The sequence below is a fragment of the Thermomonas sp. genome (genome assembly GCF_023953935.1).
Taxonomy (GTDB): domain Bacteria; phylum Pseudomonadota; class Gammaproteobacteria; order Xanthomonadales; family Xanthomonadaceae; genus Thermomonas.
Window position 1 is genome coordinate 87,389 of the sequence record NZ_JAMLIW010000008.1, and the last position, 20,228, is coordinate 107,616.

A 20,228-nucleotide genomic window follows, 5' to 3' on the forward strand; every position below is an offset into this window, starting at 1 on the left:
CAGAAGCCCCAAGGTCGCCTGCCTGCGTGATCGGTCCGAGCGGGCCAAGGATGGCCCGCGGCCGCGCATCGGAGCAGGAAGCGCAGCTTGCGCGGCGGGCCGATCACGCAGGCAGGCGACCGGCGCGGACGCAAGCGCGAACCGACTGTCAGAACGAACAACCACAGGCAGGATCGTCTGCTTGCGCGGCGGGCCGGGCACGCAGGCAGGCAGGCGGCCGGCACAGACGCAAGCAAGACTCCGGAAGGCCCCGTATCACGGCCGCGCTGCCGCGCGCGCGCGTTCGGCCATGTCGCGCTGGTAGTCGGCCATCCAGGGCAGATCGCGCAGCACCCGCGAATGCGGATCGATGGTGTAGCTTTCGCCCGCGGCAATCGTCACCGCACCGCGACCGCCGGCCATCGGCACATCGACCACATGATCGCCAACGCGGACTTGCACCGGCATCGGGAACGGCTTGTCGCCCTCGGTTTTCCAGCGCAGGGAAAGCGTGCTGCCATCCCGTTCCGCCAGCAGTTGCGGCAATTGAATCGACCGCAGATACACGTCGAAGAACCAGCCGTAGTCCTTGCCGGTGACGCGGTTGACGATCGCGATGAAATCGTCGGTCGAGGCAAAGCGCGGGTGGAAATTACCCGGGCGGGGGGTATCGGTGCCGTAGACCAGTTCGCGGGTGGCGCGCAGGAACGCGGCATCGCCGATCAGGCCGCGCAGGGTGTGCAGCATCAATGCGCCCTTGTAATAGACGTCGTTGCCGGGGCCGCGGCCGGCATCGGACACATCCTTTTCGGTCATCGTGCGGCCCGCCACGATGGGATGCCGCAGCATCAGCACCGAGCGCATCTTCATCAGCGCCGCCATGTATTCCATGTCGCCGCGCAACCATTGCAGGTACAGCGGTTGCATGTAGGTGCCAAATCCCTCGTGCAGCCAGAAATCGTCCCAATCGACATTGGTGAGCTGGTTGCCGAACCACTCGTGCGCGAACTCATGTTGCAGCAGCCAGTCGTAGCCGGTCTCGGATTTGCGGTAATCGTTGCCGTAGGCGTTGACGGTCTGGTGCTCCATGCCCAGATACGGCGTTTCGACCACGCCCATCTTTTCATCGGCGAACGGATACGGACCGATGGTTTCCTCGAAGAAATCCAGCATGGGCGCGAACTCGGCGAACAGGCCCTCGGCCTTCTGGCGGTGGCCCTTCAAGTACCAGTAGCGCAGCGGGATGACGTTGCCGAAACGGCTGCGGTAGTCGGCTTCCAGCAGCTCATAGGGGCCGACGTTGAGCGTGATCGCGTAGGTGTCCGGCATGCGCGCGCGCCAACGGTAGGTGCGCCAGCCATCGCGTTCTTCCATTCCTTCGGCCACCCCGTTGCCCACCGCCACCAGAGGGGACGGCACCGTGACCCGTTCGATCACTTCCAGTGGCTTGGCCATCGGATGGTCGATGCAGGGCCACAGCAGGTCGCAGCCCTCGCCCTGCACTGCCGTGGCCACCCAGGGCTCGCCGGTTGGCGCAGTGGCCCAGACGATGCCGCCGTCCCAGGGCGCCTTTTTCGCGACGTGCGGATGTCCGCCATAGGCGATGCGCAGCGTGGCCTGCGCGCCGGCGGCCAGCGGTCGCGGGAGTTCGACCGTCATCCGCCCTTCCGGGTTGCTCCAGCGCGCCGGCATGCCGTCCACCGTCACCGAAACAATCGCGTAGTTGCGATCGAGATCGACGACCAGCCGCGCAACCGGGCGATCCGCGCGCAGGTGCAAACTGGCATCACCGTCCAGTCGCTGACGCGATGGATCCACCCTGAAAGCGAGATCGGCCAGGGTAATGGTAGTCGCCAGCTGCTCGGGCGTGCGTGGGAGTCCCGTTGCCGCGGTGGTGGCGGTCAGCGCGGGTTGAGTGACGCCTGGATCGGCTTGACTGGCCTGTCCGGCCTGAACGGAAAGCAACGGCGCACACAGCGCCAACGTCAGCAAGCAACGCGGAACCCGGGACATTGGTGGCACCTCCGAAGCGCCAGTTTGCTTGCATTGCGCAGGATTGCGCGTGTCGATCGTCACCCGTGCCGCGGTCTCAAAACTGAATGGGAGCTTGCAAAATGCGGGCAGACCGGCAACTCTCAGCTTTGATTCATTCTTGCAATTGTCAACTGCACGCGAAGGGCGCGAATGGTTTGCGTCCCCGGGGAGAAAGACAGATGAGCCGCACACCCGCCACCCGCAGCCTCACGGTCACTTTGCTGGGCGCAATGCTTGCCTTCGGCAGCGTTTCCTCGGCTTTCGCGCAGCAGGATCAAGGCCAGAACCATCGCCAGCGCCGCGCCGATCGCCAGCAGCGTTCGGATGACGCGAATTCCGACTCAAACGCGAGCCGCTCCGGCGACCGCGGGCAAGCACGCGACTCCAACCAGGGGATTCGCGTTGGCGAGCCTTCGCCATCCAGCAATGTCCGCAGCGAGCGCGCCGAACCGCCGCGCCAGATGCCGCAGCGCGAGGATCGTCCCGTCTTCCAGCGTCAGGACCGTCCGAATCGCGACACCGCGGACTATCCGCGCCCGGACCGCTCCAGCCGCGATGCGCCGATCTTCCAGCGCCAGGACCGCCCGAACCGCGACACCACCGACAGCCCGCGCCCGGACCGCTCCAACCGCGATGCGCCGATCTTCCAGCGCCAGGAGCGTCCGAACCGTGACACCACGCGAAATCAGCGCCCGGATCGTCCCAACCGCGATGCGCCGATCTTCCAGCGGCAGGATCGCCCGAACCGCGACACCACGAGCAATCAGCGCCCGGATCGCCCCAACCGCGGCACGCCGATCGTCCCGCGCAGGGAGCGTCCGGATCGGCAACCCGCTCCGCGCGTGGACGTGCGCTCGGAAATGCGCGCCGGTCGCAGCGAATACACCCTCCCGCCGGCACGCGTGGAACGCGGGCAGACGCGCATCGACCGCAGCCACCAGGAACTGCGCATCAACCAGCAGCGCCAGCAGTACACCCAGTGGCAGCGCCAGCAGTCGTGGCACCGAGACCAGTACAACCGCTACAACCATGATCTGGACCGCCACAATCGCCACAATGCATCGCGCTTCTACCGCGACTACTGGCGGCGCTGGCTGGCGATGCAGCTGCGCTGGCGCAACCAGAACAACAATTACTACTACAACAACGCCTTCTACTACAGCCCGTACAACTACCGCTACAACTACGGCGGCAACTATTACTACACCAACAGCTACGGCGTGAGCTTCCTGCAGCAGGCCATCCGCGACGGCTATCAGGAAGGCTGGCGCGCCGGACGTGCCGACCGCGCTGACCGCTGGCGCTTCGACTACCGAGGCAGCTACGGCTACATGGATGGCAGCTACGGCTACTACGGCTACTACACCGACCTCGGGACCTACCAGTACTACTTCCGCCAGGGCTTCGAGCGCGGCTACCGTGACGGCTACTACCAGCGTTACCAGTACGGCCGCTACGACAACGGTTCGGCGATGATCCTGCCGGCGATCCTTTCGGCGATCTTCACCGCGGCGCTGTACTGAGTTCGGCCCGCGACTGCTTCAGCTTCGACGCCCGGCCACGTGCCGGGCGTTTTTTTCGCGAGGTTTCAGCGCAGCTGACTGTCCTTGCTGCCGCGGCGGTTGTAGCCGGCAAACGCTGCGCCTTCCTGATCACGCGCCGATTGGCAGGCCACGCACAGGCGCACGCCTGGCACGGCGCGTCGACGCGCTTCCGGGATCGGCACGTCGCATTCCTCGCAATGGCGCAGGCCCGGCCCGGAAGGCAGCTTCGCCCGCGCCCGGGCGATGCCGTCCTTCACCGTCGCATCGATCTGCTCCTGCACCGCGCCATCGCCCGCCCAGCCGGTGGCCATGCCCTCTCTCCGCGTTCGTTCCAAGGCAACCATACGCCATTCACACGCGCCTGCGTATGCTGCCCGAACACAGCGAGGACCACGATCATGCGCAAGATGCTTGCCTTCGTCCTGACCGCCGCGCTCAGCCTGCCGGCGCTGGCCGCGCTCAAGCCGGGTGCGCCCGCGCCCGCGTTCACCGCTCCCGCGTTTCTGGCCGGCCACGCCTTCACCTATGACCTGAAGGCGGCGCTGAAACAGGGTCCGGTGGTGGTGTATTTCTTCCCGGCGGCGTTCACACCCGGCTGCAATGCCGAAGCGGCCGCATTCTCGCGTGCGATCGACAAGTTCAAGGCGGCCGGTGCCACCGTCATCGGCGTCACCGCCGGCAATACCGAGCGGCTGGCGGCGTTTTCGAGCGATACCGAAAAATGCGCCGGCAAATTTCCGGTCGCCGCCGATCCGGGCGCGAAGATCGCAGCGACCTATGACGCCACCATGGCGCTGAAGTCCGATCTGGCCAGTCGCACGTCCTACCTGATCGGGCGCGATAGCTTGGGCACACGCGACTGGCTGGCGCGCTACCCGATCACCAGATCCGCACCCGCTGCTCCGGCGGCAGGTACAGTGCGTTGCCGGGCTTGACGCCGAATGCGTCGTACCAGGCGTCGAGGTTGCGCACCGGGCCGTTGGCGCGATACATCCCCGGCGAATGCGGGTTGGTGCGGATCAGGGTCAGCAGCGACTCGTCGCGATACTTGCCACGCCAGACCTGCGCCCATGACAGGAAGAAGCGCTGGCCGGCGGTGAAGCCGTCGATCACCGGCGCCGGCTGGCCGTGCAGGCTGAGCTGGTAGGCGGTCCAGGCCATCGACAGTCCGCCGAGGTCGCCGATGTTCTCGCCCATGGTCAGCCCGCCGTTCACGCACTGGCCCGGCAGCGGACAATAGCCGTTGTACTGCGCGCCCAGCGCCTTGGTGCGTTGTTCGAAGCGGGCGCGGTCTTCGTCCGTCCACCAGTTGCGCTGGATGCCGTCGGCATCGGACTTGCTGCCCTGGTCGTCGAAGCCGTGGCCCATCTCGTGGCCGATCACCGCACCGATGCCGCCGTAATTGACCGCCGCGTCCGCGTTCACGTCGAAGAACGGCGGCTGCAGGATCGCGGCCGGGAACACGATCTCGTTGAAGGTCGAGTTGTAGTAGGCGTTGACGGTCTGCGGGGTCATGAACCATTCGTCGCGATCGGTCTTCTGGCCGACCCGGCGGTTCTGGTCATCGCGGTTGTAGCGGCGCAATGCCATCACGTTGGCGACCAGATCGTTCGGCGAAATCGTCACGCTGGAATAGTCGCGCCATTTCGTCGGATAGCCGATCTTCGGGCGGAAGGTCGACAGCTTGCGATAGGCCTCGGCCTTGGTAGCAGCGCCCATCCAGTCGAGTTGCTCGATGTTCCGGCGCAGCGCGGCGCGCAGGTTCTCGACCAGCTGATCCATCGCCGCCTTGGCTTCGGGCTTGAAGTAGCGGGCGACGTAGAGCTCGCCGACCGCATCGCCGAGCCCACCGCGGCCGCCGACAAAGGCCACCGCCCGCTTCCAGTCGTCGCGCTGGGCCTGCTGACCGGACAGCACCTTGCCGTTGAAGGCGAACGCGGCATCGTCGATCTCGCGGCTGAGCAGTGACGCATTGCCATCGACGGCATGGAAGGTCAGGTAATCGCGCCAGGTCGCCAGCGGGGTGGCATCGATCAGCGCAATAACGGGTTGCAGCACGTCCGGGGTGCTGATATTGAGGTCGGTCGGTTGCGGCATGCCCTGCGCGCGCAGCTGCGCGGCCCAGTCATAGCCCGGGTACTGTTCCTGCAGTTGCGCGAACGTGCGCACGTTCCAGGTCTTGTCACGGTCGCGTAGCTTGACTCGATCCCACTGCGGCCGAGCCAGCGCGGTTTCAAGCTGAAGCACTGCCTCGGCGCGGGTCTTGGCGTCGGCACCGGTGACGCCGGCGAAACCGAGCATGCGCTGGATGTGTTCAAGGTAGGCGGCGCGGATCTTGACGAATCGCGCATCACCATCGAGGTAGTAATCACGATCCGGCAGGCCCAGCCCGCCCACGCCGAGACTGACCTGGTAGCGATCGGGATTCTTGCGATCGGTGCCGACGTAGAGACCGAACGGCGCATCGCTGCCATCGATCCCGGTGCGGCCGAAGGCTTCGATCAAGGCCGCCTTGGAGTCGATCGCCGCGATCCGATCCAGCACCGGCCGCAGCGGGGTGATGCCGGCGGCGTCGCGCGCGCTGCGGTTCATGTAGCTGGCGTAGAGGTCGCGGATCTTGCGGCCGTTGCTGCCGGGCGCAAGGTCGGTGCGCTGCTGCAAGCCCTCGATCAGCCCGCGCACCTGTTCCTCGGCGTGATCGCGCAGGGCGTTGAAGGTGCCATAGGAGGCTTCGTCGGGCTTGAGCTGATAGCCCTCGATCCAGTGGCCGCTGGCGTAGCGATTGAAGTCATCGCCGGGCTGCACCGAAAGATCGCGCGCGCCCAGGTCGATTCCGAACGCGCCGATCTGCGGCGATCCGGCGGCGGACGGTGCGGCCGGGTCGCTGGCGGCGGCGGCGGAGGTGGCAAGCGACAGCGTGAGGGCAAGGCAGAGTCCGGACAGGCGCAGGTTCACGGGCAAGCTCCAAACAGAGGAAGCGGGCACGTTAGCCGACCGCGCGGCGCGGCGCCTGTGCCGTTGGATGGGAGCGCCCCTGCCCGACGGTTCGCTGACATCGGGCGCATCAGCGGCGTATCGTGGCGAATTCTCCATTGCCGGATACGACCATGCGCCGCTCATTGCTGCCATCGACCCTCGCCGCGCTGCTGGCCTCCGGCACCGCTCTCGCGACGCCGCCTGCCCAGCTACCCGCCGATCCGCCGCAAGCCAGCGCCGCCACGCCCGCGACCAGCGCTGATGCCCGCTTCGCCGCGCTGTCGCAGCAAACCCTGGATGCGTGGATGCGGCTGTCGCCGGTGTCCGCCACCCAAACCGGCGACCATCGCTTCGATGACCGCCTCGACGACCTCAGCGCCGCCGGCCGCCAGCAGCGCGAGGCCACCGAGCAGGGCCTGCTCGATGCCTTGAACGGTATCGCTGTGGCGCAGCTGTCGCGGCAGAACCAGGTCGATGCAGCGCTGCTGCGCAACCAACTGCAATCCGACCTGTGGAACACGCGCGTGTTGCAGGCCTGGGCCTGGGATCCGCAGGTCTACAACGACCTGGCCGGCAGCGCGATCTACGGCCTGATGGCGCGTGAATTCGCGCCGTTGCCGCAGCGCATCCGCGCCGCGACCGCGCGGATGGAGCTGATCCCGGCGCTGTTCGCGCAGGCCCGGGCCAACCTCGACCCGGCGCGGGTGCCGTTGATCCACGCGCAGACGGTGGCACGCCAGAACAAGGGCATCCTGTCGATCGTCGATACCTTCATCACCCCGCACCTGTCCGAACTGCCGGCCGCCGATGCCGCACGCACCCGCGCCGCCATCGAACAACTGAAGGCCGCGGTGGCGCAGCAACAGGCATGGCTGGAGAACACGCTGGTGCCGAACGCGCGTGGCGATTTCCGCCTCGGCGCGGAGAAGTACGACCAGAAGCTGCGCTTTGCGCTGTCCTCCGACCTGAGCCGCACCGAGATCAAGCAGCGCGCGCAGGCCGAGATCCGGCGCGTGCGCGGGGTGATGTATGGCATCGCCCGCGACGTGCTCAAAGACAAGCCCGGTGCCCCGGCGCTGCCGGAAAATCCCAGCGACGATCAGCAGCAGGCCGCAATCGAAGCCGCGCTGGCGCTGGCCTATGCCCACCGCCCGGCGCGCGATGGCGTGGTCGATGCCGCCAAGGCGGCCTTGCAGGAAGCCACCGAGTTCGTGCGCAAGCAGGATCTCGTCACCCTGCCCGACGCCCCGGTGGACGTGATCCTGATGCCGGAATTCCAGCGCGGGGTGGCGGTGGCCTATTGCGATTCGCCCGGGCCGCTGGACAAGAACCTCAAGACCTTCTTCGCGATCTCGCCGATCCCGGACGACTGGACCCAGGCGCAGACCGATTCATTCCTGCGCGAATACAACGATTCGATGATCGAGCTGCTGGCGATCCATGAGGGCGTACCCGGCCACTACCTCGAAGGCTGGCACTCGGCCAAGTATCCGTCGGTGCTGCGCGGCGTCCTGCGCTCGGGCCTGTTCGCCGAAGGCTGGGCGGTCTACACCGAACGGATGATGCAGGAACAGGGCTATCTCGCGAATGATCCGCTGTTCCACCTGGTCCAGCTCAAGTTCTACCTGCGCACGGTCGCCAACGCCATCCTCGACCAGGGCGTGCACGTCGATGACTGGAGCCGCGAACAGGCCATGCGACTGATGACCCACGACACCTTCCAGCAGGAAAGCGAAGCCGCCGGCAAATGGACCCGCGCCCAGCTCACCTCGGCGCAGCTGCCCACCTATTTTGTCGGCGCGCAGGAACAGTTTGATCTGCGTGAAGCCGTGCGCGCGCGCCAGGGCGCCGCCTTCAACCTCAAGGCCTACCACGACCAGGTGCTGTCCTACGGTGCCCCGCCGGTGCGCTATGTGCGCGCATTGATGCTGGATGAGCCGATCCGGTGAGTGCGCAGAGCAAGGCGTCCGGGCCGATGGACAATTGAACGCGGTCATGCAGGCAATCCAAGCTGTCACCCCGACGCGCGCCTGGCGCGCCTGGCGCGTCTGGGGCGCCGCCGCGCTGGTCTACATGATGGCGATGGTGCACCGCACCTCGCTGTCGGTGGCGGGGCTGGCGGCGGCGGACCGCTTTCAGGTCGGCTCGACGCAGCTGTCCAGCTTCATCGTGCTGCAAATCCTCGTCTACGCCGTGATGCAGATCCCGGTCGGCCTGCTGCTCGACCGCTACGGCTCGCGGCGGCTGCTGGCGGCGGGCATCGCCTTGATGACGATCGGCCAGCTCGGCTTCGCCTTCATCCATTCCTACCCAATGGGGCTGGTGGCACGCGCGCTGGTCGGGCTGGGTGATGCCACCGCGTTCCTGTCGGTGCTGCGGCTGGCGGCGCTGTGGTTTCCGCCCTGGCGCAACCCGTTGCTGACCCAGCTGACTTCGCTGTCGGGCCAGATCGGCGCGCTGGCCACCGCGATACCGATGGCCCGGGCGCTGGCGCATCTGGGCTGGGAGCAGACCTACCTGATCGCGGCCATGCTCGGAATCGTGGCCGGCCTGATCATGTTCTTCAGCGTGCCCGATCCGCCGCCATCGCCGCAGCACGCCCACCCGCCGGTGCTGGCCAGCCTGCGCGCGTGCTGGGGCGATGCGCAAACCCGGTTCGGGTTCTGGGCATATTTTTCCGGGATGTTCCTGCCCAACGCGCTGCTGTTGCTGTGGGGCTATCCGTGGCTGATCGAAGGCCAGGGCGTGTCGAAGCAGACAGCCCCGCTGCTGCTGACCTGCCTGACCGCCGCCTCCATGCTCAGCGGCCCGGTGGTGGGCGTCCTGGCCGGCCGCAGCCCGCGCCTGCACGTACCGCTGTTCGATGGCTTCCTGTACGCATCGATCGCGCTGTGGACCGCTGCCCTGCTGTGGCCCGGCGCGGCGCCAAGCTGGCTGCTGGCCCTGGTGATGACCACCGTCGGCGCCGGCTTTGCCGGAGCGATGCTGGCATTCGAATTCGCCCGCAGCGCGCATCCACCGGAGCGGGTGGGCACCGCGCTGGCGCTGGTCAACGTCGGCGGCTTCATTTCGACCATTGCCATCGTGCTCGGCATCGGGCTGTTGCTGGACTGGCTGGCACCTGGCGGCCACCGCAGCGACGCCTTCCGCATCGCCATGGCCCTGCCCTACCTGTTCTGGGGGATTGGTTGGGTGCAGATGCGGCGTCTGCGGCCGGGACTGCAATCCACCGCCGGCTGAGCGCCGCCACGCACTCAGCAGCAGTGCGCCAACGCGTAATCCAGCCCCGCACACACCGCCCTTGCCTGCGCGTCGTTGCATTGCTGCGGGGTCGCGCGCGGGCTGTCGGGATAGACCTCGGTGGTGGTGGTGTAGCGTGCGCCGGTGATCCCGGCGCACAGCCCCAGTTCCACCAATGCATAGCGGATCACGCCTTCGGCCACGACCGGGGAACCGATGATGGTGGCGTCCATGTCCGACATCGCGATGTGCGTCACTTTGGCCACCGCGAGGATGATCGCGTCCTGGAATGCCGGCTGCGGGTTCTCGGTGTCGTCCACCAGATAGAAGCCATCGGGAATGGTGCCGGGTTCGAACGGTCTGCCGTCGCGCGCGGCCAGCGCGGGGCGGAATTCGCTTTCGTCGCTGTCGGTGGTTTCGTGCAGGTCGATATGCATCAAAAAGCGCCCGCGCAGCGGCTGCACCAGATTCCACAGCGCCGCCGACTCCGGCGCCTGGCTGTCGGCGCGGAAGCAGCGGTTCGGGTCCAGCGCCAGCGGGTTCCAGCGCTGGACGCGCTCATAGCCCCACGGCGAGACGCAGGGCGCGCACAGGATATTGACCCGGCCGGCGTAGCCTTCGGCATGGCGTTCGAGGAATTGCAGCGCACCGTGCACGCCGCTGGTCTCGTAGCCATGCACGCCGCCGGTCACCAGCGCGACCGGGCGCGCGTCGTCCCAGTTGCGGCTGCGCAGGGAAAACAGCGGATAGCTGCCGTCGGGGGCGTAATCCAGCGTGCCGTATTGTTCGACGTCGAAACGCCCGCGCAGCGCGTCGATTCGCGCCAGCACTTCGTCGGCGTAGCCGCGTTTCTTCGACTGCAGCGCGCGCCATTGCCGTTTTTCAGCATCGCCCCAAGGCTGGCCTTGCGTCCCGATGGATTTGGAGGTCGGTCCTGACATGAAGACTCCGTGTTGTTGTCGTGGGTGGTGGCCGCAAGCCTCAGCCGCTGCACTCGCCGCAGCAATTGGAGGCCTGTTGTTCGATGCTGCGCGGCGGGTAGCCGGCCTGGGTCAGCACCAGCTTGAGCTCCTCGCCATCCATCCAGACCGTTGCACGCAGCAGGCTGCCATCGGCCGGATCGCGATCGACGATCGCCGCCGGATCGGCCTGCTGCAGCGCATCGGCGATCACCGCAAGATCCGGCGCATCGGTTGCCAATCGGATGTGAAATTCCATGAAACCCGCCTTTGGTGCTGCGTCAACGAATGCAGCGTGCATGGTGCGCGCAGCCGCATGGACGCGATGTGACTTCGATCAAGCGCAAGCGCTCAAAGCATGCGCTCGAGCACGTTGTCCCGCTTGAACAGGTGATGCCACAGCGCCGCCAGCACGTGCAGGCCGATCACCCAGTAGAACAGGGTTCCGATCGTGCCGTGGATGTCCTCGAGCTGGTGCCCGAAGTCCTTGTCTACGGCCACCGGCACCGGCAGGGCGATCTGCGTGAACGGAATCAGGACCTGCTTGCCTTCGTAGGCCGCGGTCAGGCAGCCCAGCACCGGCATCACGATGAAGAAGGCGTACAGGGCCAGATGCGTGAGCTTGGCCAAAAGCGCGCTGTACCTGTCCAGCGGCGGCACGATCGGCGGGGTGCCGCCGCGCGCGCGCGCGGACAGCCGCCACCACACCAGCAGGAAGATCGTGATGCCGGCCCAGTAGTGCCCCTGCATCATCGCATTGCGCGGCGCGCTGCCCTTCGGGAATTCCCCGTGGAATTCGACCAGCACGTAAGCGGCCACGATCAGCAGCGCCATCCACCAGTGCAGCAGGCGCACGCTGCGGACGTAGCGAGGACGGGTCAGGACGTTGACGGTTTCCATGGGCACCCTCTCAAGATGATTGCAATGTACTTGAATCAGTTGCAGCTTCCACGCGTTTCACATCATGCCGCGACCGGCAAAAGTAATGGCCGCATCGCGTCGGATTGCCAGACCGAGCCATCGGCATTGGCGCTGAGCACGGCGCTGCCGGGTCGCTCGGCGCTCCAGGCTGGAGCCGCGGACGGGCCCTGCACCATCAGCGCGGTACCCCAACCGTTGACCGCTTCCACGTCTCGGGCGAACAAGGTGACGCCGTGGACGCCGGTCGTCGGCCAGCCGGTTTTCGGATCCAGCACGTGGTGCAGCAGCCGGCCATCGCGCAGGAATCCGCGCTCGTAGTCACCGGAAGACGCCACCACGCCGCCGCCATCGATCCGGATCGCGCCCAGCAACCGCGCAGGACTGCGCGGATCGCGCACGCCCACCCGCCACGGCCGGCCGGACAGCCTGCCCATCGCCAGTACGTCGCCGCCGCCGTTGATCAGGGCATTGGCCACGCCTTCGCGCTTGAGTGCGCGCAGCCCGGCATCGAGGATCGGCAATTTCGCGATCCCGCCAAGGTCCAGCGCCATGCCCGGGCGGGCCAGGTAGGCCGTTCCCGCCCTGGCATCCAAGCGCAGGTCTTCAGCGCCGACGCGACGCAGCTCCCGGGCGAGTTCGGCGGCACTCGGCGCCGCGTGCTGGCCCGGTTCGAAGCGCCAGCCGGCAAGCGCGCCGATGGTGGGGTCGAAGGCGCCGCGGCTCTCGCGGTAGACCCGCTGTGCGGACTGCAGCACCGCCATCACCTCGGCGGGAACGGCAACCGGGTGCTTGCCGGCCGCGTTTCCGATTTGCCGCACCGCGCTGTCGGCGCGGTAGCGGCTCAGCAGCGCTTCGAGCCGCTGCATTTCCGCGAACGCCCGCTCAAGCGCTCGCTGCCCGGTGCCAGAATCAACGCCGTCAACGATGATATCGATCTGCGTCCCCAGCAGTGCGCGGCGGCCGCGCTGCGGTGCCGCCGCCACCGCCATGCCGTCCGCCACCACCGCCCGCGCCGCCCACGGCAGCGCACCCAGCAACGGCAGCACCATGCTGAAGCGCCGCCGCGTCCACCGACCATTCTGGCCTGCGTCTGTCACGTCAACTCTCCGATCATCCTGGGCAACGACTCATTGCGACTGCGCCACCATGTAATCGACGGCCGCCTTCACGTCCTCGTCGCTGAGCGAGGCATTGCCGCCGCGCGCGGGCATGGCGCCGGCGTTGCCGTTGTAGCCTTCGAGCGCGTGGGTGTAGAGCGTGTCCTTGCCCTGCGCGATGCGCGGGCCCCAATCGGCCTTGTCGCCCGGTTTGGGCGCACCGGCCAGCCCACTGGCATGGCACAACGCGCAGGTGGCGCCGTAAACCTTCTTGCCGGCCTCGTCGCCGGCCGCTGCCGCGTCCGGAGTGGCGCTTGCCGTTTCGGAGGCCGGGGCCGCTTCCGCCGGTGCGGCCGGAGCCTCGGCCGCCGGTGCGGCTTCTGCAGCGGGTGCGGGGGCTTCGTTCTTGCCGCAGGCCGAAACCAGCAGTGCGAAGGACAGGGCGGCTGCCAAGGGAAACAGTTTCATTCGAATTGCCTCTGCTTATTGACGGGTTGGGAAACGGTTCGCGGCGTGGCGCGTCATCGATCGATACCGCCTATCGGACACGTCGCCGCACGCAGACAGTTTAGCCGGGGTATCACGCAAAAATTTGATCCAGCGCAATTCAGCCAACACTCGTTCGGGCGAGCATTTGTCCTGAATCGGAAACCCCTCCGATCCACCCACCCAAGGCCAACGAGGCAGACCATGAGTGACGACCACAAGGAAGACCCCGGACTGAGCAGTACCGGCATGAGCCGGCGCAAATTCATCAACACCACGGCCCTCGTCGGCCTGACCTTGGGCGTTGCCGCCTGTGACAAGACTGGCGCGCCGGGGGCCACCGGTGAAGGTGCCGCCGCCGGTGCCGAAGGCAAGGCCAGCCCGATCGAGGTCAAACCGGGCGAGCTGGACACGTATTACGGCCTGTGGAGCGGCGGCCACAACGGCGACATGCGCGTGCTCGGCCTGCCCTCGGGCCGCGAGATCCACCGCATTCCCTGCTTCGCGCCGGACGCCCTGGTGGGCTGGGGCATCACCAATGAATCCAAGGAGATCATGGGCACCCGGCCGGACGGCAACCTGCGCTACAACGTGGCCGACACCCACCACACCCACGCGTCCTACAAGGATGGCAACTACGACGGCCGCTACGCGTGGATCAACGACAAGATCAACTCCCGGATCGCGCGCATCCGCCTGGATTACATGGTCTGCGACAAGATCACCGACCTGCCCAACGTGCAGGGCTTCCACGGCATCTTCCCGGACAAGGCCGATCCGGTCGACCCGGCCATCAACTACACGACCCGCGTGTTCTGCGGCGGCGAATTCGGCATTCCGCTGCCCAACGACGGCACCGACGTCAACAATCCGGAGAAGTACCGCTCGCTGTTCTCCTGCGTCGACGCCGAAACCATGCAGGTGCGCTGGCAGGTGTTGATCGACGGCAACTGCGACCTCGTGGCCACGTCCTATGACGGCAAGCTGGCGGCAACCAACCAGTACAACACCGAAAACGGTGTGCATTACGAGGACATGATGTCGGCCGAGCGCGACGCCTGCGCGTTTTTCCACATAGCCCGCATCGAGCAGGCGGTCAAGGACGGCAAGTTCAAGACCTACGGCGATTCCAGCGTGCCGGTGGTCGACGGCACCCACGAAGCCAACAAGGATGCGAAGACCGCGCTGGTGGCCTATGTCTCGGTGCCGAAGAACCCGCACGGCGTCAACGCCAGCCCGGACGGCAAGTACTTCATCTGCGCCGGCAAGCTCTCGCCCACCACCACCACCATCGAACTGACCAAGGTGTTGGACTGGTTCGACGGCAAGATGGACAAGCTTGATGACGCCATCGTGGCCGAGGTCGAAGTGGGCCTGGGCCCGCTGCACACCGCGTTCGACGGCCGCGGCAACGCCTACACCACGCTGTTCCTCGACAGTCAGGTGGTGAAGTGGAACGTGGAAAAGGCCATCGCCTTCCACAAGGGCGACAAGAGCGCCAAGTACGTGATCGACCGCATCGACGTGCACTACCAGCCCGGCCACATCAACGCCTCGCAGTCGGAAACCAAGGCCGCGGACGGCAAGTACCTCGCAGTGGGCTGCAAGTTCTCCAAGGATCGCTTCCTGCCGGTCGGCCCGCTGCACCCGGAGAACGAACAGCTGATCGACATCTCGGGCGAGAAGATGGTGCTGCTGGCCGACCACCCGGTGCGCGGCGAGCCGCATGATTTCATCATCTTCAAGCGCGACATCCTCAAGACCAAGCAGGTCTACGACCTCGATGATTCGCCGCTGGTGATCAAGGACCCCAAGGAATCCGGGGTGTTCCGCAACGGCAACAAGGTAACGGTCAAGCTGACCTCGCAGGCACCGGCGTTCTCGCTGCGTGAGTTCACGGTCAAGAAGGGCGACGTCGTCACCCTGATCCTGACCAACCTCGACAAGGTCGAAGACCTCACCCACGGCTTCGCACTGCCCAAGTACAACATCCAGTTCGTCATCAACCCGCAGGAGACCAAGTCGGTCACCTTCGTGGCCGACAAGCCGGGCGTGTTCTGGGCCTACTGCTCCACCTTCTGCCATGCGCTGCATCTGGAGATGCGCACGCGCATGATCGTCGAGGCATAAGACCGCATCGACCCGCAGGCGCCGCGCAAGCGCGGCGCCTGTTTCCCCCGCTTCGGATGGTTGCAATGCCCCCACTTGTTCAACGGTTCCTCGCCCTCTGGGTTCCGCTGTTCCTCGCGCTGACGCTGCTGGCTTCCCACGCCGCCGCCGATACCTACGAAGCCAAGCTGCCGGACAATCTGGCCACCGCACCGGACCTGTGCGCGATGGTTCCGTGCAAGGAGGTGTTCCCGGGCGCGAGCCATTTTTCGCAGCGCAAGGGCCGGCCACCCTACGTCGAGGCCTACGACAATGACGGCCCGCAGAAGAAGCTGCTGGGCTACGTGTTCCTGTCAACCGACATCACCGACACTCCCGCCTACTCGGGCAAGCCGGTCATCACCCTGATCGGCATGGACACGCAAGGGCGCTATGTCGGCGTCAAGGTGCTCAAGCATTCCGAGCCGATCCTGCTGCTGGGCATCCCGGAATCGGCGCTGGTCCACTTCAACGACCAGTACATCGGCAAGACGGTCAAGGACACCATCGAGGTCGGCCCCTCACGTCCGGACGAGAACGTGCTCGGCGTGGACGCCATTTCCGGCGCCACCGTCACCGTGGTGGCGCAAAACCAGGTCATCACCATGTCGGGCGCGGCGATCGCGCGCCAGACCGGGATCATTGCCCCCACCGTGCGCACGCAGGCGCGCTTCATCACGACCGGGAAACACTACAGCTGGGACGAACTGGTGAAGCTGGGCGCGGTCCAGCGCTTGATCGTCCGCAGCGAACAGGTGGGCCTGCCACGCACGGCCGAGCCGTTCATCGAACTGTGGTTCGGCGATCTGAATCAGCCCGACGTCGGCCGCAGCCTGCTGGGCAACAACACCTGGGATCGCCTGCGCGAGAGCATGCAGGACGGCGAAAACGCCCTCTTCGTGATCCGCAGCGCCGGCCACGAATCGTTCAAGGGATCAGGCTTCGTGCGCGGCGGCATCTACGACCGCGTGCAGGTCAAGCAGGGGGCGGATTCCTTCACCTTCCGCGACCTCGACGCGCAAAACCTGTATGGCCTGGAAGCGGCGGACGCGCCGCGCTACACCGAAGCGGCGATCTTCATCATCCGCTCGCACGCGTTTTCGGCCGCCTATCCGTGGAAACTCGCCTTTCTCGGCAACCGCGTCGACCGCGCCACCGGCCACCGCAGTTTCGCGGTGTTCGAAGCACCGCTGTGGCTGCCAGCCGACATGCTCCAGGGCGGACGGCCGACGGTGGAACAGGCGCAGGCACCCTGGGTGCGGATCTGGAAATCCCAGCCGCTCAAGATCGGCTTGTTCGCGCTGCTGCTGGTCGTCGTCACCGTGGTCTACGCGCTGCGCGAAAAACTGACCCGCCGCTCCACCCGCAAGAACAAATGGCCGGTCAACGGCTTCAAGTACGCGTTCTGGGCGATCAGCATCTTCCTGGTCGGCTTCGGACTGATGGCGCAACCCTCGGTGACTCAGGTCCTGACCTGGTTCCACTCGATCCTGTTCCAGTGGTCGTGGCCGCTGTTCCTGACCGACCCGTTCATCTTCCTGTTCTGGGTCTTCATCATCGTCACCGTGTTCCTGTTCGGGCGCGGCCTGTTCTGCGGCTGGATGTGTCCGTTCGGTTCGCTGCAGGAAGGGATCTACAAGATCGCGCGTTTCCTCGGCCTCGGGCGTTTCCAGTTCAAGCTGCCGCAGCACTGGCACGACCGCCTGAAATGGGCCAAGTACGCGATCTTCTTCGGCCTGCTGGCCACCTCGATGTTCTCGATGGGGCTGGCGGAGAAATTGGCCGAAGTCGAGCCGTTCAAGACCACTTTCCTGGTCGGCATCACCCACCGCGCCTGGCCTTACGGGCTGTTCGTGGCGGTGCTGCTGGGGCTGTCGATCTTCATCGAACGGCCGTATTGCAAATACGTCTGCCCGCTCGGCGCCTCGCTGGCCATCCCCAGCACGTTCCGCTGGTACGGGCTCAAGCGCAAGCAGGACTGCAACATCTGCAAGGTCTGCGCGATCGGCTGCGGCGCCCAGGCGATCGATGCCGACGGCCGCATCGACCACCGCGAATGCCTGCACTGCCTGGATTGCATGATCCTGTACACCGACAACACCGGCTGCCCGCCGCTGGCCAAGGAGCGCAAGCGCCGCGAGCGCCGCGAGCTGCCGATCACGCTGATCGCCGACAACGGTTATTACCTGCCGTTGGCGGGTGAACGCTTCGAAGACCAGATCCTGCCCAAGGCGGTGGGCGGGATCGATCCGCGGATGCCGACCAACCCCACGTTGCCTGCGCACAAACACGATGTCGGCGTGCTGGAGTGGGTCTGGCTGGAACTGCGCGACCACCTGTGGCCGTGGAGCCGCACCAACTGGCATGGCCAGCGTGCGCGACTGATCGCCGAGCTGGTGCTGGCCGGCGTGGTCTCCCTCGCCTGGGTCTTCGCGGCACTGGGCCAGCTTTCTTCGGGTGCGATCATCGCCTGGTGGTTCGGCTGGAGCGTCTACGAGGTGCTGATCCGCCTGAACGGACGCCGTTACGTGAAAGACGGCCCCTGGTGGCGCGACAATTACCGGGTTGCCGGAATCTTTGACATGATCAGCTACGTGAGCTTCAAGAACCTCCTGATCGGCGCCGCCCTGTTCCTCGCGTTCAAATCGCTGGGCTGGATGATCGCATGAGGCTCGCCCTGCCGGGGCTGCTGCTGGCGGCCCTGTTTGCCTGTGCCGGCGCGCACGCCGCCACCCTCACCGTCCGTCCCGGCGATGACCTCGCCACGGCGGTGCAGGCAGCCCGGCCCGGTGACGTGGTCCAGATCGAACGCGGCCACTACCGCGCCAACCTGCTGATCGACAAACCGCTGACCCTGCGCGGCCTGAACCGTCCCACGCTCAGCGGTGGCAACCAGGGCGACGTCATCCGCATCACCGCGCCGGACGTGGTGATCGAAGGGCTGATCGTGCGCGATTCCGGCGACAGCCTGAAGGACCAGAACGCCGGCATCTACGTGTATCCGGGCGCGCATCGCGCGGTGGTGCGCAACTGCGATCTGACCTACAACCTGTTCGGCCTGTGGATCGAGAAAGCCGACGACGTCGTGGTCCAACGCAACACCATCACCGGCAAGCGCGATTACGACTCGCCGATGCGCGGCAACGGCATCCAGCTCTACAACACCCAGCGCGCGCGGATCCTGGACAACAACATCAGCTTCGTGCGCGATGCGCTCTACGTCGATGTCTCCCACCACGCCATTTTCCGCCGCAACCGCCTGCACCACAGCCGCTACGGCACCCACTACATGAACTCCTACTACAACCTGTGGGAGGACAACGACACCTACTACAACCGCGGCGGGCTGGCGCTGATGGAAGTGCGCAACCAGGTGGTGCGCGGCAACCGCGCCTGGGGCAATTCCGACCACGGCATCATGCTGCGCACCCTGCAAGACTCGGTGATCGAGGGCAACGTGGTTGCCGGCAACGACCGCGGTTTTTTCATCTACGACGTCGAATACGTCACCCTGAAAGACAATCTGGTGGTCGACAACCGAGTCGGCGTGCACCTGTCAGCCGGCTCGATCAACAATCTTGTCGAGGGCAACGACTTCATCGACAACCGTGAACAGGTGCGCTACGTCGCCTCACGCGACGTGCGCTGGGGCGAGAAGACCGGCAATTTCTGGAGCAATTATCTCGGCTGGGACCGCGACGGCGACGACCGTGGCGACACCCCTTACGAGGCCAACGACGTCGTCGATCGCCTGACCTGGCGCCACCCCGGCATCAAGCTGCTGCTGGCCAGCCCGGCGATCCAGACCCTGCGCCTGCTCGGCCGGCAGTTCCCGGTCCTGCGCGCGCCGTCGGTGGTCGACCCCAGCCCGCGGATGCGCCCGGCGCACGCACAATGGAGCCAATGGCGTGGCAGATATTTCCCCGGCCACTGAGGCCACCGCAATCAGCCTGCGCGGCGTGCACAAGCACTTCGGTGCGCTGCGCGCGGTGGATGGCGTCGACCTCGACATCCGCACTGGCGAAATCCTCGGGCTGATCGGCCACAACGGCGCCGGCAAGAGCACCCTGTTCAAGCTGATGCTGGGGCTGGAGACGCCCAGTGCCGGCGCCATCCTGATCGACGGCACCCCGGTGCGCGGGCGCGCGTTCCGGGCGGTGCGGCGCGGGATCGGCTTCCTGCCGGAAAGCGTGGTGCTGTACGACAACCTCGACGGTCTGGAAACGCTGCGCTTCTTTGCGCGTCTCAAGGGCGCCCCGCTGGCACAGTGCGCGCAATTGCTCGAACAGGTTGGCCTCAACCACGCCGGCAAGCGCCCGGTGCGCGAATATTCCAAGGGCATGCGCCAGCGTCTCGGCTTTGCCCAGGCCCTGCTCGGCAAACCGCGGGTGCTGTTCCTCGACGAGCCGACCAACGGGCTGGACCCCGAGGCGATCCGCGATTTCTACGTGGTTCTGCGCCAGCTGCAGGCTGCCGGCACGACGATCGTCATCACCTCGCACATCCTCGCCGAGCTGCAGGGGCGGGTCGATCGTCTGGCGATCATGGCCGCGGGCAAGCTGCTCGCCGTGGGCAGCGTGCAGGACCTGCGCGAACGCACCGCGCTGCCACTGGTGATCGAGGCCGATCTGGACGCCGCCGACCTCGACACCGTGGCGGCCGCGCTGCTGGAACTGGCCCCCGCACCCGAACCCACTGCAACCGGGTTGCGCTGGCATTGCCCGCGTCAGCACAAGATGGCCGCGCTGGCGGCATTAGGCGCGCAGAACGCGCGCGTGCACGACCTGCGCCTGCTCGAACCTTCGCTCGAAGACATGTTCTTCGGGCTGTCACGCTGAGCCGAG

At 66.3% G+C, this 20,228-nt stretch carries 16 protein-coding genes; 8 read left to right on the forward strand and 8 right to left on the reverse strand.

The features are described from left to right. Nucleotides 1-255: 255 nt before the first annotated feature. Nucleotides 256-1,992: a M1 family metallopeptidase gene (locus tag M9902_RS09950; protein ID WP_297222682.1), complete on the reverse strand. Its 1,737-nt coding sequence runs from the start codon at nucleotides 1,990-1,992 to the stop codon at nucleotides 256-258. 200 nt (nucleotides 1,993-2,192) lie between these two features. Between M9902_RS09950 and M9902_RS09955 the strand changes: the two genes are divergently transcribed. Beyond that, complete coding sequence (locus M9902_RS09955; RefSeq protein ID WP_297222684.1) at nucleotides 2,193-3,536, forward strand: hypothetical protein; 1,344 nt, start codon at nucleotides 2,193-2,195, stop codon at nucleotides 3,534-3,536. Between the two features lie 65 nt (nucleotides 3,537-3,601). Here the strand turns inward: M9902_RS09955 and M9902_RS09960 are convergent, their stop codons facing one another. Further along, complete coding sequence (locus M9902_RS09960) at nucleotides 3,602-3,868, reverse strand: DksA/TraR family C4-type zinc finger protein (protein ID WP_297170807.1); 267 nt, start codon at nucleotides 3,866-3,868, stop codon at nucleotides 3,602-3,604. Between the two features lie 87 nt (nucleotides 3,869-3,955). On the opposite strand from M9902_RS09960, the gene M9902_RS09965 reads away from it, so the two are divergent. Next, a complete protein-coding gene (locus tag M9902_RS09965; RefSeq protein ID WP_297222686.1) occupies nucleotides 3,956-4,492 on the forward strand; it encodes a peroxiredoxin in 537 nt (178 codons plus the stop codon). Here the strand turns inward: M9902_RS09965 and M9902_RS09970 are convergent. After that, nucleotides 4,437-6,512 (reverse strand): M13 family metallopeptidase, encoded by a 2,076-nt coding sequence (locus tag M9902_RS09970; protein ID WP_297222688.1) that lies wholly within the window; start codon nucleotides 6,510-6,512, stop codon nucleotides 4,437-4,439. The genes M9902_RS09965 and M9902_RS09970 overlap by 56 nt on opposite strands. Nucleotides 6,513-6,664: 152 nt before the next feature. Between M9902_RS09970 and M9902_RS09975 the strand changes: the two genes are divergently transcribed. Both M9902_RS09975 and M9902_RS09980 read left to right on the forward strand, forming a co-directional pair. Beyond that, entirely contained in the window at nucleotides 6,665-8,482 is a 1,818-nt protein-coding gene (locus tag M9902_RS09975) for a DUF885 domain-containing protein (protein ID WP_297222690.1), read from the forward strand. Nucleotides 8,483-8,528: 46 nt separating this feature from the next. After that, on the forward strand, nucleotides 8,529-9,773 hold the full coding sequence (locus M9902_RS09980) for an MFS transporter (protein ID WP_297222692.1): 1,245 nt from the start codon (nucleotides 8,529-8,531) through the stop codon (nucleotides 9,771-9,773). Between the two features lie 14 nt (nucleotides 9,774-9,787). On the opposite strand, the gene M9902_RS09985 is transcribed toward M9902_RS09980, so the two are convergent. From M9902_RS09985 to M9902_RS10005, 5 genes are all read right to left on the reverse strand, one after another. Then, the gene (locus M9902_RS09985) at nucleotides 9,788-10,714 is read right to left on the reverse strand and encodes a M14 family metallocarboxypeptidase (RefSeq protein WP_297222694.1); all 927 of its coding nucleotides are present in this window, start codon (nucleotides 10,712-10,714) and stop codon (nucleotides 9,788-9,790) included. Nucleotides 10,715-10,754: 40 nt separating this feature from the next. Then, nucleotides 10,755-10,991, reverse strand: a complete 237-nt coding sequence (locus M9902_RS09990) for a hypothetical protein (RefSeq protein ID WP_297222696.1) — start codon at nucleotides 10,989-10,991, stop codon at nucleotides 10,755-10,757. A 92-nt stretch (nucleotides 10,992-11,083) separates the two neighbouring features. After that, nucleotides 11,084-11,632 (reverse strand): cytochrome b, encoded by a 549-nt coding sequence (locus M9902_RS09995; protein WP_297222765.1) that lies wholly within the window; start codon nucleotides 11,630-11,632, stop codon nucleotides 11,084-11,086. A 62-nt stretch (nucleotides 11,633-11,694) separates the two neighbouring features. Further along, entirely contained in the window at nucleotides 11,695-12,750 is a 1,056-nt protein-coding gene (locus M9902_RS10000; protein WP_297222698.1) for an FAD:protein FMN transferase, read from the reverse strand. Nucleotides 12,751-12,780: 30 nt separating this feature from the next. Then, nucleotides 12,781-13,218, reverse strand: coding sequence for a c-type cytochrome (locus M9902_RS10005; protein ID WP_297222700.1), 438 nt, complete (start codon nucleotides 13,216-13,218; stop codon nucleotides 12,781-12,783). A gap of 222 nt (nucleotides 13,219-13,440) precedes the next feature. Between M9902_RS10005 and nosZ the strand changes: the two genes are divergently transcribed. From nosZ to M9902_RS10025, 4 genes are all read left to right on the forward strand, one after another. Next, nucleotides 13,441-15,366, forward strand: coding sequence for a TAT-dependent nitrous-oxide reductase (gene nosZ / locus M9902_RS10010; protein ID WP_297170787.1), 1,926 nt, complete (start codon nucleotides 13,441-13,443; stop codon nucleotides 15,364-15,366). A gap of 65 nt (nucleotides 15,367-15,431) precedes the next feature. After that, the gene (locus M9902_RS10015) at nucleotides 15,432-18,053 is read left to right on the forward strand and encodes a 4Fe-4S binding protein (RefSeq protein WP_297170786.1); all 2,622 of its coding nucleotides are present in this window, start codon (nucleotides 15,432-15,434) and stop codon (nucleotides 18,051-18,053) included. Continuing rightward, the gene (locus tag M9902_RS10020) at nucleotides 18,050-19,318 is read left to right on the forward strand and encodes a nitrous oxide reductase family maturation protein NosD (RefSeq protein ID WP_297222703.1); all 1,269 of its coding nucleotides are present in this window, start codon (nucleotides 18,050-18,052) and stop codon (nucleotides 19,316-19,318) included. The genes M9902_RS10015 and M9902_RS10020 overlap by 4 nt, the downstream gene beginning before the upstream one ends. Then, on the forward strand, nucleotides 19,293-20,222 hold the full coding sequence (locus M9902_RS10025; protein ID WP_297222705.1) for an ABC transporter ATP-binding protein: 930 nt from the start codon (nucleotides 19,293-19,295) through the stop codon (nucleotides 20,220-20,222). The genes M9902_RS10020 and M9902_RS10025 overlap by 26 nt, the downstream gene beginning before the upstream one ends. Nucleotides 20,223-20,228 lie beyond the last annotated feature (6 nt).